Raw genomic sequence first — 15155 nt, 5'->3', positions numbered from 1 at the left:
GTTCGGGGTGGGGGTGGGGTTCGGGCCGGTCCCGCCACCGGTCGTCAGGAACTGGTTGTTCGCCACGTTCCAGTGCGTGGTGAGGTAGCTGCCGGGCGACGGGTTGGTGTGGAAATAGTCGTCGTGGTTGCAGTCCAGCCGGTCGTCGTGGGCGCGGTCCGGGCAGTGGGTCTGCATCTGCGGGTAGTACGGCGCGTCGGAGTAGCACATGAGGTCCCACTCGTCGACGCAGTGGCCGGCCTTGCTGCTGTTCGGCGCACTGTTGTTGACGGCACCGAGGTTGTGGCCGAGCTCGTGGGCGGCGGTGGAGCCACCCCAGCAGCCGGAGTCGGTCCGCCCGAACGAGGGGCCGAAGTTGCTGAGGTTGTCCTTGCCGGGACGTTCGTCACCGTTGAAGGAGCCGATACCGCAGTACACCTGGGCATCCGCGAAGATCATGTACTTGCGGTCGCGCCGGTTGAAACCCTGGCCGGAGAGAGCCTTGTTGGTGGCGCCGAACTCCTGCATCGCGGCGGCCGGGACCTCCACGTCCAGCACCGACGCGGTGCAGTCGGACTCGGTGACGAAACGGACGTGCCGCACACCCCCGGTCTCGGCGGCGCTGGCGTTGTAGATGATGTCGGCGTCGGCGGCCCACTTCTTGAACGAGGCCCGGTACTCACCGAACCGGTCCTTACCCGGCGCGTGCAGGTAGAGCACCTGGACCCGGTTGCCGGTGGACCCGTCGCCCTCGCAGACCACCCCGGCCCCCGCCGCAGCCGCAGTCGCCGCCGCGGATGAAGGGGAACCGGCCGCAGGTTCGGCGGCGAGCGCGGAGCCCGACCGGGCGTCGAACACCGGCGGGGCGTCCTTCAGCAGGTCGGCCGCAGCGGGCGGGCTGTCCGTACCGGCGGTAACCGCAGTCGGCTCCGCTTCCGGGACGGCTGCCACGGCGGGCTTGGTCTCCTTGTGTATGTCGACGCCCTTCGGCGGCGCGTCCGGCCCGTGGGTGCACAACTCGGCGTCGGAGACCTTGAAGACCCCGGCGCAGCGATCACCACTCGCGGCCGGAACCAGACCGCCGTACACCAGGCCGCGGGTCGTGTCGTTCGCCGGCACCTTGGCAACCGGCGTGGGCGGCTCGTTGTGCAACGGTGCCGCAGCCGGCCCGATCTCCTGTGTGACGGCGGCATCAGCCGAGACGACGACCGGCCGCCCGCCCTCCAGCGCTGTGCCGACCGTGATGCCGCCCGCGACGAGCCCGGCCGTCACGACGGCCGCGGCGATCAGCCGACCACGGCGACTACTGCGACGGTGTGTCGCTGCTCCCCTGCGTCCCATGCGTTTCTCTCCCCAGTAACAGGTGTGTCGGGTGTGGTACCGACACATGGGAGACAGCTGGGACGGGCAGGGATAACAGAAATCGCACAGACACGGCAGCTTTGGTTCGTGATCGGCTGTGGCGCGGTGCGGGTCAGCGGTCTGGTGGGGCTGCTTGCGGACATGGGTGCGGCCACCGCGATCATGATCTTTTGTGACGAAGAATCAGAGCGCGGTGGCCGTGCTGTCTGCTGCTCATCCTGCCAAACATCACATACCTCTCGAATCAGATATTGGCGACATGGGCGTTGACTTCGGAACGGCTTGCTGGTGGGCTGTCCGCCGGGGGCTTGGACCGGACGTTTTCAGGTTGAGGAGGGTCCTGTGCAGGCTCGGGTTTCGGTGGCCGCCGGTCGGCGGTTGCGGCAGCAGATCGAGCAGAGCGCGGCCCTCCGTGAGGTGCTCTGGCACCCGGCTGCGCTGGCGGCCCGGCGGGTCACTGCGCGGACGGCGCGTCAGTTGGCGCCCAAGGTGGCGGACCGGCTGATCGCGGATCTCAAGGGCACCGAACCGCTGCTCGCGTCAGTGCGGGCGGAGCGCAGGCGGGGACGTCGGCGAGCCACCCTGCAGTTGGCCGCGACGCTCTCGGCCGCCGCCGTGGTCAGCGGGCTGCTGGTCGGGATCCCGGGCACGGCCTATGCCGAGACGCCGGCCGGACGGACCGTCAGCAGTGCGCCCCGGACGCCGCTCGGGACGCTGGCCGACCCTCAGGTGTACCCCAGGCCCCAGCAGCTGACCGCCGTCGGAAAGCCCGTCAGCGTGCCGCCCGCGGTGAATCTGGTGAGCGCGGACCAGGCCGACGAGCCCGCCCTGGACGCGGTCCGGGAGCTGCTCGGGACGGCCGGCGCGACCACCGTCACCCCACTGCCCGACCTGCCTGCCGAGCCCGCACCGGGCAGCCTGACCGTGTACGTCGGCGGGCCCCGGGAGACGGCGGGCGGGGCGGTCGACCGGGCCCTGCGCAGCCTCGCGACGGCGGCCGGACAGCAGCTCTCGTTCGACGGGCTGCCCGCCGGGGGGTACCTGCTGGCCGCCGGTCAGCTGCCGACCACCGGCGGCAGCTACGGCGCGGTGGTGCTGGCCGGAGTGGACGCCGCCGGGACGTTCAACGCCGCACAGAGCCTGCGGCAGCTGCTCGCCCCCGTCCAGCCCGGCCAGGGCCAGGGCCCCGGCGCGCTCGGCTTTCCGGGCGTGGTGGTCCGGGACTGGCCCAGCGGCGCGGCCGTCCGGGGCATCGCCGAGTCGTTCCACGGCACGCCCTGGAGCGCCGAACAGCGGCTGGCCCAGCTCGACTTCCTCGGCCGGACCAAGCAGAACTTCTACCTCTACGCCCCCGGCGGCGACCCGTACCGGCTCTCCCGCTGGCGCGATGCCTACCCCGCCGCGCAGGCCGCCGAGCTGCGGGAACTGGCCGACCGGGCCCGGCAGAACCACGTCACGCTCGGGTACTCGATCGACCCGGGCCAGTCGTTCTGCTACAGCTCCGCCAAGGACCTGGACGCGCTGCTCGGCAAGCTGGACGGGCTGCGCAAGCTGGGCTTCGAGGCGTTCCAGCTGGAGTTCCTGGACGTCAGTTACGACGAGTGGCACTGCTCCACCGACCGCCGCAGCTTCGGTACCGGACCCGAGGCGGCCGCCAAGGCGCAGGCCGCCCTGGTCGGCAAGGTCAGGGAGCGGCTGACCAAGGGGAAGATCCCGCTCACGGTGGTGCCGACGGACTATCAGAAGGCGGCCGCCTCGCCGTACCGGACGGCGCTGGCCGCGGCGCTGCCGAAGGACATCCAGGTGGCCTGGAGCGGCGGGTCGGCGATCCCGGCGAAGATCACGGGTAGTCAGTTCGCCGAGGCGGCCAAAGCCGCCGGGCACCGGCTGGTCACCCTGGACAGCTACCCCGTCAACGACTCCGCGCCGGACCGGCTCTACCTCGGTGCGTACCAGGGACGCGACGCCGAACTGGCCACCGGTTCGGCCGCGCTGGTGACCGCCGCGATGGCCCAGCCGGTACTCTCCCGGATCCCGCTGGCCACCGCCGCCGACTTCGCCTGGAACCCGGCCGGCTACCAGCCTGCCGAGTCCTGGCGGGCCGCGCTGCGGCCGCTGGCCGGGACGGGCGCGGGCCTGGCCGCGGTCACCGCGCTGGCGGGCCACAGCTCCTCCTCCCCGCTGGCCAGGACCGAGTCCGGCTATCTGACCCCGCTGGCCGAACGGTTCTGGGCCGCGCTGGAGCCGACCGGCGGCAGCACGCCCGACCCGGCCCGGCTGACCGAGGCCGCCGCCCCGCTTCGGGACGCCTTCGCCACCATGGCCGGGGCCCGGCAGGCGCTGGCCACCGAGGCGCTCGGCGCGGAGGCCGACCCGTGGCTCACCCAGCTGGCCGGCTACGGCCGGGCCGGGGTGGCGGCGGTCGACATGCTGCTGGCCCAGCGCGGTGGCGACGGCACGGCCGCCTGGCAGCACCGGGTCACCCTGCGCAGCGAGCGCGACCAGCTGGCGCAGGGCGGCGCGGTGGTCGGCGCCGGTGTGCTGGACCCCTTCCTGGACCGGGCGTCGAAGGCAGCCGACAGCTGGTCCGGCGTCACCCCCGGTGCGGTGGGCGCCACCACCACGCTGGGCACCGCGCACGACCACCGGCCCGCGCTGATGACCGACGACTCCGCCGACACCTTCTACTGGACCTCCGCACCGCCGCAGCCCGGCGACGCGATCGGCCTCGACCTCGGCCCCGGCCGCCCGCTGGGCACCGTGACGGTGCTGATGGGCAGTTGGGGCGACGGCCCGGACGCCCGCAGCGCGGCCGGCGACTTCCTGCACGACGGCGTGCTGGAGTACACCACCGGCGAGGGCGGCTGGAAGGAGCTGGCCGAGATCCGCGGCCGGCAGAACCTCACCGCGACGGCGCCCGCCGGGGTGGTCGCCAAGGCCGTCCGGCTGCGCGCCACCAGCGCCCAGAAGACGGCCGTCGCGGTCCGCGAGTTCAGCATCGCGGCCCCCGGCGAAACCCCCGCCACGGTGACCGGCGGCCCGGACGCCGCCCCCGGCTCCCCGGCCGCCGCCGTACTGGACGGCAGCCCGGACACCGCCTACCGCGCCGCGAGCTCCCCCGACGGCAACGACGCCCCGCTCACCGTCGAACTCGGCGCGCCCCGGCCGCTGGACCGGGTCACCGTGCTGACCGACCCGACCGTCCGGGCCACCGGCATGGTGGAGGTCCAGCAGGCCGACGGCAGCTGGGTGGCGGTCGGCGCCGTCGGCCCTGGCTGGAACGAGCTGTCCGCCCAGGGCCGCCCGGTCGGCGCGATCCGGCTGCGCTGGGCGCCCGGCGGCGAGCCGCCCGTGGTGAACCAGATCATCCCCTGGTACGCCGACACCCCCGCCGCGCGGCTCGGCCTGACCTCCCCCGTACTGGACGTGATCACCGGCGCCACCGTCCCGGCGCAGACCAGGGCCGTGGTCGAGTCCGGTCGTCCCGATGTGATCACCGGCGAGCTGAAGGCCGAGGTCCCGCTGGTGGCCAAGGGTCTGACGATCGCTCCGGTCCCCGCACTGGCCGTGCCGCGCGGCGGCCGGGTCGTCGCGCCGCTCCAGGTCACCGCGGCCGCCGGCACCCCCACCGGCACCTACCAGGTGCCGGTCAGCTTCACCGCGGGCGGGCTGACGGTCCGCCAGGTCCTGCAGGTCCGGGTGGTCCCGCCGACCACCGGGCCCGACCTGGCGCCCGGCGCAGCGGCCTCGTCCTCCGGGGACGACTCCGCCAAGACTCCCGCCAATGCCGTGAACGACCGCGACCCGAAGACCCGGTGGACCGCCCCGGCGAAGGACGACGCCTGGGTCCAGCTCCGGCTGCCGGCCGCCACCCGGCTCGGCTCGGCGGTGCTCTCCTGGCAGCCCGCCTACGCCTCCGCCTACCGTCTTGAGACCTCCCCCGACGGCCTGCACTGGACCACCGTCGCCACCGTCGAGGACGGGCGGGGCGGCACCGAGACGATCCGCTTCGACGCTCCCGACGCCCAGTACCTGCGGGTCCAGGGCGTCACCCGGGCCACGCCGTACGGGTACTCGCTCACCGGCATCGAGGTCTACGCCGCCGGCTGAGGCCGGGCCCGGCTTTTGGCAGGTCCCGAGGTTGCACTGTCCAGGGGCTCGATGCCCGTGCCGCAGGTCCCGCAGAAATAACGGCGGGCCGCCGACACTCCCGGAGGGGGTGGCGGCGGCCCATGAGGCGTACCGAGGATTGGCTGGCAGGCCCTGTCTGTCAGGCGGAGAGCGGTTCGTGCTCGCCGCGGTGGGTCCGGCCGTGTGGAGCCGGGAACGCGGCTCCGTGGTCGGTATGGTCGTGGTGTTCGTACTCGCGGAACTGCTCGGTCGCGCCGTACGGCTCCAGGTAGGGCCGCCAGCGCGGGTCCTTGATGCCGGTGCCGATGATCCGCCAGGCCAGCCCGCTGGGCGGGGCGGGTGGACGTTTCATCCGCCAGCCGAGATCGGCGAGATGGCGGTCGGCCTTGGTGTGGTTGCAGCGGCGGCAGGCCGCCACCACGTTGTCCCACCGGTGCTGGCCACCCCTACTGCGCGGGATGACGTGGTCGACGCTGGTTGCGGCGGCCCCGCAGTAGACGCAGCGGCCCTGGTCACGAGCGAACAGGGCGCGGCGGGTGAGCGGGACGGGCCCGCAGAAGGGCACCCGGACGAACCGGGTCAGTCGGACGACGGACGGCGCCGAGACGGCGCTGGTGGCGCTGTGCAGAGTGATTCCGGAATCCTCCAGGCTGACCGCCTTGTGGTTGAGGACCAGGATGAGAGCGCGGCGCATCGAGACGACACCGAGTGGTTCGTACGACGCGTTGAGGACCAGGACATGCGGCACGGAGGCCTCCTTGGACGCCTGCGGCGCGTGGCTCGCGCCGGGACGAGCGGGTGACCGCGTGGGGTTGTCTCCCCGACGCGATCTCCACCAGTGTCGCCTTACGCCGTTGTAGGGCGCCACCAATCCTGCGAAACGGAGCTGATGTGGGTTCCGTCATATCCGATATGCCCAGCGGGTGGCCAGGATGCACCATTCGTCGCTGGTAACCGGCCCCTTCGGCCCATTCCGGGGGCCTGACGGGTCGTCCGTCCGGGTGGTGCGCGGCCGCTAGGGTGGCAGTTCGTCCTGATCAGTGGCCCGCAGGCGGCCAGTGGTCCCCCAGCAGGAAGGACTCCGCTCGTGTCCAGCTCCGGCGCTTTCGGCCTCCTCGCCGACGCCTCGTCCTCGCCCTCCCCTTCGTCCGGGCCGTCCGACGATCCGCTGTCCAAGCTGCCGACCTCGCCGGCCGAGGCCGCCGAGGCGACCAGGCAGGCCGCGGGCTGGCTGAGCAGCAGCTGGCAGGGCTGGCTGGAGAACGGTCTGCGGATCCTGCTGATCGTGGTGCTGGCCCTGGTGCTGCGGGCGGTACTGCAGAAGCTGATCAGCAAGTTCATAGCGCGGATGGTCCGGCCCCCGGAGAGCGAGGCCGAGCTCGGCCGGCTCGGCGGGCTGCTGGCGAACAGCGGGGTGGTGAACACCGAGCGGCGGCAGCAGCGGTCGGCGGCGATAGGTTCGGTGCTCCGCAGCGTCACCTCGTTCACCATTCTGGGTACCGCCGGGCTGATGGTGCTCTCCGCCCTCGGGGTGAACCTGGCGCCGCTGCTGGCCAGCGCCGGTGTGGCCGGTGTGGCGATCGGTTTCGGCGCACGGAATCTGGTGACGGACTTCCTGTCCGGGGTCTTCATGATCATGGAGGACCAGTACGGCGTCGGCGACGAGATCGACACCGGGGTGGCGACCGGCACGGTGCTGGAGGTCGGCCTGCGGGTGACCAAGCTGCGCGGGGCGAACGGCGAGATCTGGTACATCCGCAACGGCGAGGTGAAGCGGATCGCCAACATGAGCCAGGGCTGGGCGACCGCCTCGGTGGACGTCCAGATCGGCTACAAGGAGGACCTGGTCCGGGTCGAGGAGCTGATCAAGGAGACCGCGGAGCGGCTGGCCAAGGAGACCCCGTACGACGAGCTGATCTGGGGTCAGGTCAAGGTGCTCGGGGTGGAGTCGGTGGCCTTCGACTCGATGGTGCTGCGGGTCGAGGCCCGTACCTCGCCGGGCAAGGCGCTGCTGGTCGCGCGCACCCTGCGGCAGCGGCTGAAGGCCGCCTTCGACGAGGCGGGCGTGAAGCTCAAGGAGGACGCGCCGGCCACCGTCACCGTGGCGGCGGCCGCCGAGCCCGCCGGGGCGGCACCCTCGGTGCTGGCCGATCCCGGCTCCCCCGCCTCCCAGATCGCCAAGCCCATCCCGGCCCAGCCGGACATGCCCTAGCGACTCGGCACGGAACCCCGTCCCAGCGGCTTGGGGCGGGGTTCCGCGCTGTCCGCACGTAACGCTTCGGCATCCTCCCGAGGGGGGCCCATTGACACCCTCGCACCCTGCGCCCTACCGTCCTTCTCAGCGATTGGAAAGTTTCCTAACTATTCATGCAGCGCCACCCCGACCAGCACGTCCGGGTGGTGAGAGGGGAGGATCTGGGCTGTGACCGACAACACCCGTACCCCCATCGCCGGTACTCCGAGCCTGCTCCGGGCGATCAACGACCGGGCCGCGCTCGAGCTGCTGCTCGCCCACGGTCCGCTCTCCCGGACCCAGATCGGCAGCCTGACCGGGCTCTCCAAGCCCACCGCCTCCCAGCTGCTCGGCCGCCTGGAGAGCGCCGGTCTGGTCCTGCCGGTCGGCACCACGGCCGGCGGCCCCGGGCCGAACGCGCAGCTGTACCAGGTCAACCCGGCCGCCGGGTACGTGGCCGGGCTGGATGTGACGACCACTCATGTCCGCACCGCGGTCGCCGACATCACCGGCAGCACACTGGCCGAGGCGCTCACCCCCACCAGGGGCTGGCCCGCCGCCGAGACCGTGCAGCGGACCGCCGAGGCGCTGGCCGCGACCGTCCGGGAGGCTGGCCTGACGCCGGGTGACCTGCACGGGATCGTGGTCGGGGTGCCCGGTGCGCTCGACCCGGTGAGCGGCAAACTGCGGTACGCCGCGCACCTGCCCGGCTGGCACTCGCCCAAGCTGCTGACCGACCTGGAGACCGCGTTCGGCGCACCGGTCACCATCGAGAACGACGTCAACCTGGCCGCCGTGGCCGAGCAGGCCTTCGGCGCGGCGCAGGGCAGCGAGGACTTCGTGCTGCTCTGGGCCGAGGAGGGCCTCGGCGCCGCGATCGTGCTGGCCGGCCGGCTGCACCGCGGTTTCACCGGTGGCGCGGGCGAGGTCGGCTACATGCCGGTGCCCGGCGCCCCCGTGGTGCACAACGTCCGGCGCAAGAACTCCGGCGGCTTCCAGGAGCTGGCCGGTGCCGAGGCGGTGCTGTCGCTGGCCCGGCGGCACGGCCTCGGCGGCAGTACCAGCGAGGCGGTCGTGGCCCGCGCTCTGGAGACCCCGGGAGCCGGCGACGAGTTCCTCGACGAGCTGGCCGAGCGGCTCGCGGTCGGCCTGGCGTCGATCGTCGCCGTGGTCGACCCCGAACTGGTGGTGCTCTCCGGCGGCACCGCCACGGCCGGCGGCGACCGGCTGCGCGCGCTGGTCCAGGACGCGCTCGCGCGGATCTCGATCCCCCGGCCCGAGGTCCGCAGCAGTACCGTCCCCGGCTCCCCCGTCCTGCACGGCGCCCTGCAGCGCGCCCTCGCCTCGGCCCGTGAGTCGGTGTTCTCCACCCACTGACTCCCGGGCCGCCGCCCATGACCCACCGTCACCCTGTAGCCCGCCCACCGCCCGTGCGATTCCGCCTGCCCCCACAGTCCCAGGAGGACTCTGAGATGCACTCCGTCCGCAGATCGTCCCGTCTGCTCGCCGCCGTCACCGGCAGCGCCGTTCTGGCCCTGCTCGCCACCGCCTGCACCGGCACCAACTCCTCCGGCGGCCAGGACGACTCGGCCGCCGGCAAGGACGTGACCATCACCTTCTGGCACGGCTGGAACCAGGACAGCGAGACCAAGGCCATCGAGGACAACGTGGCCGCCTTCCAGAAGGCGCACCCGAACATCCACGTGAAGATCGTCCCGAAGATCGAGGACGAGAAGAGCGAGCAGGCCCTGCGGGCCGGCGGCGAAGACGCACCGGACGTGGTCTCCTCGTTCACCACCGACAACGTCGGCAAGTTCTGCTCGGCCAAGGTCTGGGCCGACCTGAACCCGTTCCTGAAGAAGGACGGCATCGACCCGGCCAAGACCTTCCCGGCCCCGATGCTCAAGTACAGCCAGTTCCAGGGCAACCAGTGCTCGCTGCCGCTGCTCGGCGACGCGTACGGCCTGTACTACAACAAGACCGCCTTCGCCGCCGCCGGGATCACCGCGCCGCCGAAGACCTTCAGCGAGTTCGAGGCGGCCGCGGCGAAGCTGACCATCGCCGAGGGCGACGGCTTCAAGCAGCTCGGCTTCATGCCGGCCTACCACGGCTACGAGAGCAGCATCGCGCACCTGCTCGGCCAGTACGGCCCGAGCTACTTCGACGGCGAGGGCAAGTCCACCGTCGCCACCGACCCCAAGGTCGGCGCGCTGATGGACTGGCAGAAGAGCCTGGTCGGCAAGCTCGGCGGCTTCGAGAAGCTGGAGAAGTACCGGACCGGCTTCGGCGACGAGTTCAGCGCCAAGAACCCGTTCCACACCGGCCAGGTGGCGATGGCGATGGACGGCGAGTGGCGGACCGCCGCGCTGGACGAGGAGAAGCTGCCGTTCGAGTGGGCCACCGCGCCGTTCCCGGTGCCGGACGACCAGGCCGCCACGTACGGCCGGGGCTACCAGACCGGCACCATCATCGGCATCGCCCGGGGCAGCCAGAAGCAGACCGCCGCCTGGGAGTTGGTGAAGTACCTGACCACCAACACGGACGCCGTGGTGAGCTTCGCGAACGCGATCCACAACGTGCCGAGCACCTTCGAGGCGCTCAACTCGCCGAAGCTGAGCAACGATCCGAACTTCCGGACCTTCATCGAGATCGCCAAGAACCCGAACTCGAGCACCACTCCGGCCAGCCTGAACGGCGGCGCTTACCAGGTGAGCCTGCAGAACCTCGGCTTCGACTACGAGTCCCGCCCCGGCGGCGCTGACGCGAAAGCGCCGCCGGGAGGCGCTCCGGACCCTGGCCTTCCTGTCGCCCTGGCTGATCGGCTTCGCGGTCTTCTTCGCCTACCCGCTGATCTCCACGGCCTACTTCTCCTTCATGAGGTACGACGGCTTCAGTGCACCGACCTTCCGGGGTCTGCAGAACTGGAGCTACGTCTTCACCGACTACCCGTCGTTCTGGCAGGGCCTGCGCAACACCCTCTGGCTGGTGGTCGTGATGGTCGCCCTGCGGGTCGTGTTCGGGCTCGGCATCGGTCTGCTGATCACCAAGGTGAAGACCGGCGCGGGCGTCTTCCGCACCCTGTTCTACCTGCCCTACCTGGCTCCGCCGGTGGCCGCCACGATCGCCTTCGCGTTCCTGCTCAACCCCGGCACCGGCCCGGTCAACGCCCTGCTCGGCGACCTCGGGCTGCCGACGCCGGGCTGGTTCACCGACCCGGACTGGTCCAAGCCGGCCCTCACCATGCTGGCGATGTGGGGCATCGGCGACCTGATGGTGATCTTCATGGCCGCCCTGCTGGACGTCCCCAAGGAGCAGTACGAGGCGGCCGAGCTGGACGGGGCGGGCCCGGTCCAGAAGTTCCGCTTCGTCACCATCCCGAACATCTCGCCGATCGTGCTGTTCGCCGTGGTGACCGGCGTGATCCAGACCATGCAGTACTACACCCAGGCGATCGTGGCCGGGAAGGTGGCCAGCGGCGTGATCGGCGGCTCCGGCCAGCAGTTCGAGCCCGGCTACCCGAACGGCTCCACCTGGACCCTGCCGCAGATGGTCTACAACCTGGGCTTCCAGCGCGCAGACTACGGCTCCGCCTGCGTGATCGCGCTGATCCTGTTCGTGATCTCGATGGCCTTCACGTCGCTGCTGCTGCGCCGTAAGTCGGGTCTGCTGGCGAGCGAGGACTGACCATGACCGCAACCATCTCCCTTCCGCTGACCCGCCGGGACGCCGCCGCCAAGGTGGCCCGCCGCCGGGCCACGCTGCACTGGGTGGCCGTGCACTCGCTGGCCATCGCCGCCGCGCTGTTCTTCGTGCTGCCGTTCGTCTTCGTCTTCCTCACCTCGGTGATGACCGACCGTCAGGCGATTACCGCCGACCTGTGGCCGCACACCTGGCAGTGGGACAACTTCGTCAAGGTGTGGCAGACCGACGGCTTCCTCACCTGGTGGCGCAACACCCTGCTGTACGCGGGCCTGGGCACGGTGCTGACCGTGGTCTCCAGCCTGCCGGTGGCCTACGCGATGGCCAAGTTCCGCTTCCGCGGCCGGAATCTGGCGCTGATGGCGGTGATCTCGATGATGATGCTGCCGCCTCAGGTGATCATCATCCCGATGTACCTGTTCTGGGCCAAGCAGCTGCACCTGAGCGGCACACTCTGGCCGTTGATCATCCCGATGGCCTTCGGCGACGCGTTCTCGATCTTCCTGCTCCGGCAGTTCCTGCTGACCGTGCCCAAGGAGTACATCGAGGCGGCCCGGATCGACGGCTGCGGCGAGTTCCGCACCCTGCTCAAGGTGGTGGTCCCGATGACGAAGCCCGCCATCGCCGCCGTCGCGCTGTTCCAGTTCTTCTACTGCTGGAACGACTACTTCGGCCCGCAGATCTACGCCAGCGACAACCAGGCCGCCTGGACGCTGAGTTACGGCCTTGCCTCGTTCAAGGCCTCGCACCACACCAACTGGAACCTCACCATGGCCGCCACCCTGCTGGTGATGGCACCGGTGATCGTTCTGTTCTTCTTCGCACAGAAGGCCTTCATCGAAGGCGTGACACTGACAGGGGTCAAGGGCTGATGTCCGCACTGAAGTTGGCAATCGTCGGCGGCGGTTCCACCTACACACCCGAGCTGATCGACGGCTTCGCCCGGCTCCGCGACACCCTGCCGATCGGCGAGCTGGTGCTGATCGACCCGGCCGCCGAGCGGCTGGAGCTGATCGGCGGGCTGGCCCGGCGGATCTTCGCCAAGCAGGGCCACGGCGCGGTGGTCACCACCACTACCGACGTGAGCGTCGGGGTACAGGGCGCGGACGCGGTGCTGCTGCAGCTCCGGGTCGGCGGGCAGGCCGCGCGCAACCAGGACGAGACCTGGCCGCTGGAGTGCGGTTGCGTCGGCCAGGAGACCACCGGCGCGGGCGGGTTGGCCAAGGCGCTGCGCACCGTCCCGGTGGTGCTGGAGATCGCCGACCAGGTCCGCCGGGCCAACCCGGACGCCTGGATCGTCGACTTCACCAACCCGGTCGGCATCGTCACCCGGGCACTCCAGACCGCCGGGCACAAGGCCGTCGGCCTGTGCAACGTGGCGATCGGCTTCCAGCGCAAGTTCGCCGCCCACCTGGGCGTCGCACCGGAGTTGGTGCGCCTGGACCACGTCGGGCTGAACCACCTGACCTGGGAGCGCGGCGTCACCCTGCTGGACGCGCCGGGCGCCGCCACCGGGCGCGAGGTACTGCCGGAGCTGCTGGCCGGCTTCGGCAAGGAGATCTCCGAGGACCTGCACCTGCCGCTGCCGGTGATCCAGCGGCTCGGCGTGGTGCCCTCCTACTACCTGCGCTACTTCTACCAGCACGACCAGGTGGTCGAGGAGTTGAAGGTCGAGGGCTCGCGGGCCGCCAAGGTCGCGGCGATCGAGCAGGAACTGCTCACCATGTACGCCGACCCCACCCTGGACACCAAGCCCGAGCTGCTCGGCCAGCGCGGCGGTGCCTTCTACTCCGAGGCCGCCGTCCAGCTGATCGCCTCGCTGCTCGGCACCGACGGCGGCACCAGCGTGCAGGTGGTCAACACCCGCAACGACGGCGTGCTGCCGTTCCTGCCCGACGACGCGGTCATCGAGGTGCCCGCCGAGGTGGACGCGAACGGCGTCCGCCCGCTGCCGCAGCGGCCGGTCGAGCCGCTGTACGCCGGCCTGATCGCCGGGGTCACCGCGTACGAGCAGCTCGCCCTGGAGGCGGCCCTCAAGGGCGGCCGGGACCGGGTCTTCGACGCCCTGCTGGCCCACCCGCTGGTCGGGCAGATCGACCTCGCCGACCAGCTGACGGACCGTCTGCTCGCGCACAACGGAGCCCACCTGCCGTGGGCGTGAGCTTCTTCTCCTTTCCCGGCCGGGACGGCCGGGGTGTTTATGAGCGGGGACCTGATGCAGCAGCTTGAGCAACTCCCCGGCGTTCTCGCCATCGACGCCGGGAACAGCAAGACCGACGTCGCACTGGTCGGCGCCGACGGCAGCGTGCTCGGTCACGCCCGGGGCGGTGGCTTCCAGCCGCAGACCGTCGGGGCAGAGACGGCGATCGCCGAACTGGCGCCGCTGGTCGCCTCGGTGGCCGCCCAGGCCGGGCTCGACCCGGCCGCCGGTGTGCTGGTCACGCACGTCAGCGCCTGCCTGGCCAACGCCGACCTGCCGGTCGAGGAGGCCGCCCTGCTGGCCGCGCTGACGGCCCGCGGCTGGGGCGTCGGCAACGCCGTCGCCAACGACACCTTCGGCCTGCTGCGGGCCGGTACGGACGGCCCGCGCGGCGTCGCGGTGGTCTGCGGCGCCGGGATCAACTGCGCCGGGCTGCTGCCCGACGGCCGCACCGCCCGCTTCCTCGCCCTCGGCAAACTCAGCGGCGACTGGGGCGGCGGGGCCGGACTGGCCGGCGCCGCGATGTGGCACGCGGTCCGGGCCGAGGACGGCCGGGGCGGCCCGACCGCACTGGCCGGGGCGATCGCCGCCCACTTCGGGCTGCCGTCCGCCACCTCGCTGGCCGAGGAGATCCACCTCGGGCGGGTGCCGGGGACCCGGCTGCACGAGCTGGTGCCGATCCTGTTCACCGCGGCCGAGGCCGGGGACGAGACGGCGCTCGAGCTGATCGACCGTCAGGCAGACGAGATCGTCCGGCTCGCGGTGGTCGCGCTCGGGCGGCTCGACCTGCTCGGGGAGGCCGCACCGGTGGTGCTGGGCGGTGGGGTGCTGGCCTCGCGGCAGCCCCTGCTGCTCGACAACGTCACGGCGCGGCTGGCCGCGGCGGCGCCGTTCGCCGAGGCCCGGGTCGTGGTGGCGCCGCCCGTGCTCGGCGCCGCCCTGCTCGGCCTCGACCAGCTCGGCGGCGATCCCGTCGCCCAGCAGCGCCTGCGGGACGCCTACCCGACCACGGCCACGGTGGGAGCGCTCCGCTAGGACGCCTGCGGCAGGCGCTCAGCCGTCTACTACCCAGGGGCTCGGGGCTCTGCTGATGTGCGGCTCCGCCGCGGGGCGAGGAGATCTGGCGCCGGGGTCACTGCGAAAGTGCCTGGCCACTTACGTACGGATCACCTTGCAAGGGTCGGCGTCGCAGTTCCCCGAGCCCCTGGTGGCTGACGCCCGGAGCGTCACTGCAGGTGGTCGTGGAGCCAGGCGGCGAGCTGCTTCGCGCAGGAGTCCACCGACTGCTGCCAGGTGCGGACCGCGCCGGCGCCCGCCTCGTCGCTCACGTGCTTGATCAACCGCACGGGCACGCCCGCGTGGCGGGCCGCCGTGACGATCGCGTAGCCCTCCATGTCGACCAGGTCGGCCTTCTCGGCCAGCCGGTCCCGGGCGGCCGGGTCGGAGACGAACAGGTCACCGGTGGCCAGCACCGGGCCACCGGCCACGTCGAGCTCGATCGGGTCGCCGTACCTGTGGCCGGTGAGCGCCTGCAGCCCCGGGGTGTCGAGG

Annotated in this window: 9 protein-coding genes and 2 pseudogenes; 8 read left to right on the top strand and 3 right to left on the bottom strand. The window is 71.8% G+C overall.

Annotation, left to right across the window (positions count from 1 at the left end):
* Positions 1–1320: pseudogene (locus ACXJMZ_RS34370) on the bottom strand (RICIN domain-containing protein); the annotation flags it as partial.
* A gap of 363 nt (positions 1321–1683) precedes the next feature.
* On the opposite strand from ACXJMZ_RS34370, the gene ACXJMZ_RS34365 reads away from it, so the two are divergent.
* Entirely contained in the window at positions 1684–5451 is a 3768-nt protein-coding gene (locus ACXJMZ_RS34365) for a beta-N-acetylglucosaminidase domain-containing protein (protein ID WP_457033941.1), read from the top strand.
* Positions 5452–5611: 160 nt separating this feature from the next.
* Here the strand turns inward: ACXJMZ_RS34365 and ACXJMZ_RS34360 are convergent, their stop codons facing one another.
* Positions 5612–6220 (bottom strand): HNH endonuclease, encoded by a 609-nt coding sequence (locus ACXJMZ_RS34360; RefSeq protein WP_057229921.1) that lies wholly within the window; start codon positions 6218–6220, stop codon positions 5612–5614.
* Between the two features lie 339 nt (positions 6221–6559).
* Between ACXJMZ_RS34360 and ACXJMZ_RS34355 the strand changes: the two genes are divergently transcribed.
* The 7 genes and pseudogenes from ACXJMZ_RS34355 to ACXJMZ_RS34325 all read left to right on the top strand — a co-directional run bounded on the left by ACXJMZ_RS34355 (position 6560) and on the right by ACXJMZ_RS34325 (position 14639).
* Positions 6560–7684: a mechanosensitive ion channel family protein gene (locus ACXJMZ_RS34355; RefSeq protein ID WP_457033940.1), complete on the top strand. Its 1125-nt coding sequence runs from the start codon at positions 6560–6562 to the stop codon at positions 7682–7684.
* A gap of 234 nt (positions 7685–7918) precedes the next feature.
* Entirely contained in the window at positions 7919–9082 is a 1164-nt protein-coding gene (locus ACXJMZ_RS34350) for an ROK family transcriptional regulator (RefSeq protein ID WP_457033943.1), read from the top strand.
* Positions 9083–9177: 95 nt separating this feature from the next.
* Positions 9178–10449 (top strand): annotated as a pseudogene (locus ACXJMZ_RS34345) (ABC transporter substrate-binding protein); the annotation flags it as partial.
* Positions 10450–10579: 130 nt separating this feature from the next.
* Entirely contained in the window at positions 10580–11389 is an 810-nt protein-coding gene (locus ACXJMZ_RS34340) for a carbohydrate ABC transporter permease (RefSeq protein WP_457033939.1), read from the top strand.
* 2 nt (positions 11390–11391) lie between these two features.
* Positions 11392–12276: a carbohydrate ABC transporter permease gene (locus ACXJMZ_RS34335; protein WP_457033938.1), complete on the top strand. Its 885-nt coding sequence runs from the start codon at positions 11392–11394 to the stop codon at positions 12274–12276.
* A gap of 8 nt (positions 12277–12284) precedes the next feature.
* Complete coding sequence (locus tag ACXJMZ_RS34330; RefSeq protein WP_457033942.1) at positions 12285–13565, top strand: 6-phospho-beta-glucosidase; 1281 nt, start codon at positions 12285–12287, stop codon at positions 13563–13565.
* Positions 13566–13619: 54 nt separating this feature from the next.
* Positions 13620–14639 (top strand): N-acetylglucosamine kinase, encoded by a 1020-nt coding sequence (locus tag ACXJMZ_RS34325; protein ID WP_457033937.1) that lies wholly within the window; start codon positions 13620–13622, stop codon positions 14637–14639.
* A 191-nt stretch (positions 14640–14830) separates the two neighbouring features.
* On the opposite strand, the gene ACXJMZ_RS34320 is transcribed toward ACXJMZ_RS34325, so the two are convergent.
* Positions 14831–15155, bottom strand: a 325-nt coding sequence (locus ACXJMZ_RS34320) for a nucleosidase (RefSeq protein ID WP_457033936.1), incomplete at its 5' end; no start/stop codon positions are given.

The sequence above is a fragment of the Kitasatospora sp. P5_F3 genome, assembly GCF_054049135.1.
Note: the sequence above shows the minus strand (reverse complement) of the source record. Positions and strands in the feature narration are given on the sequence as shown.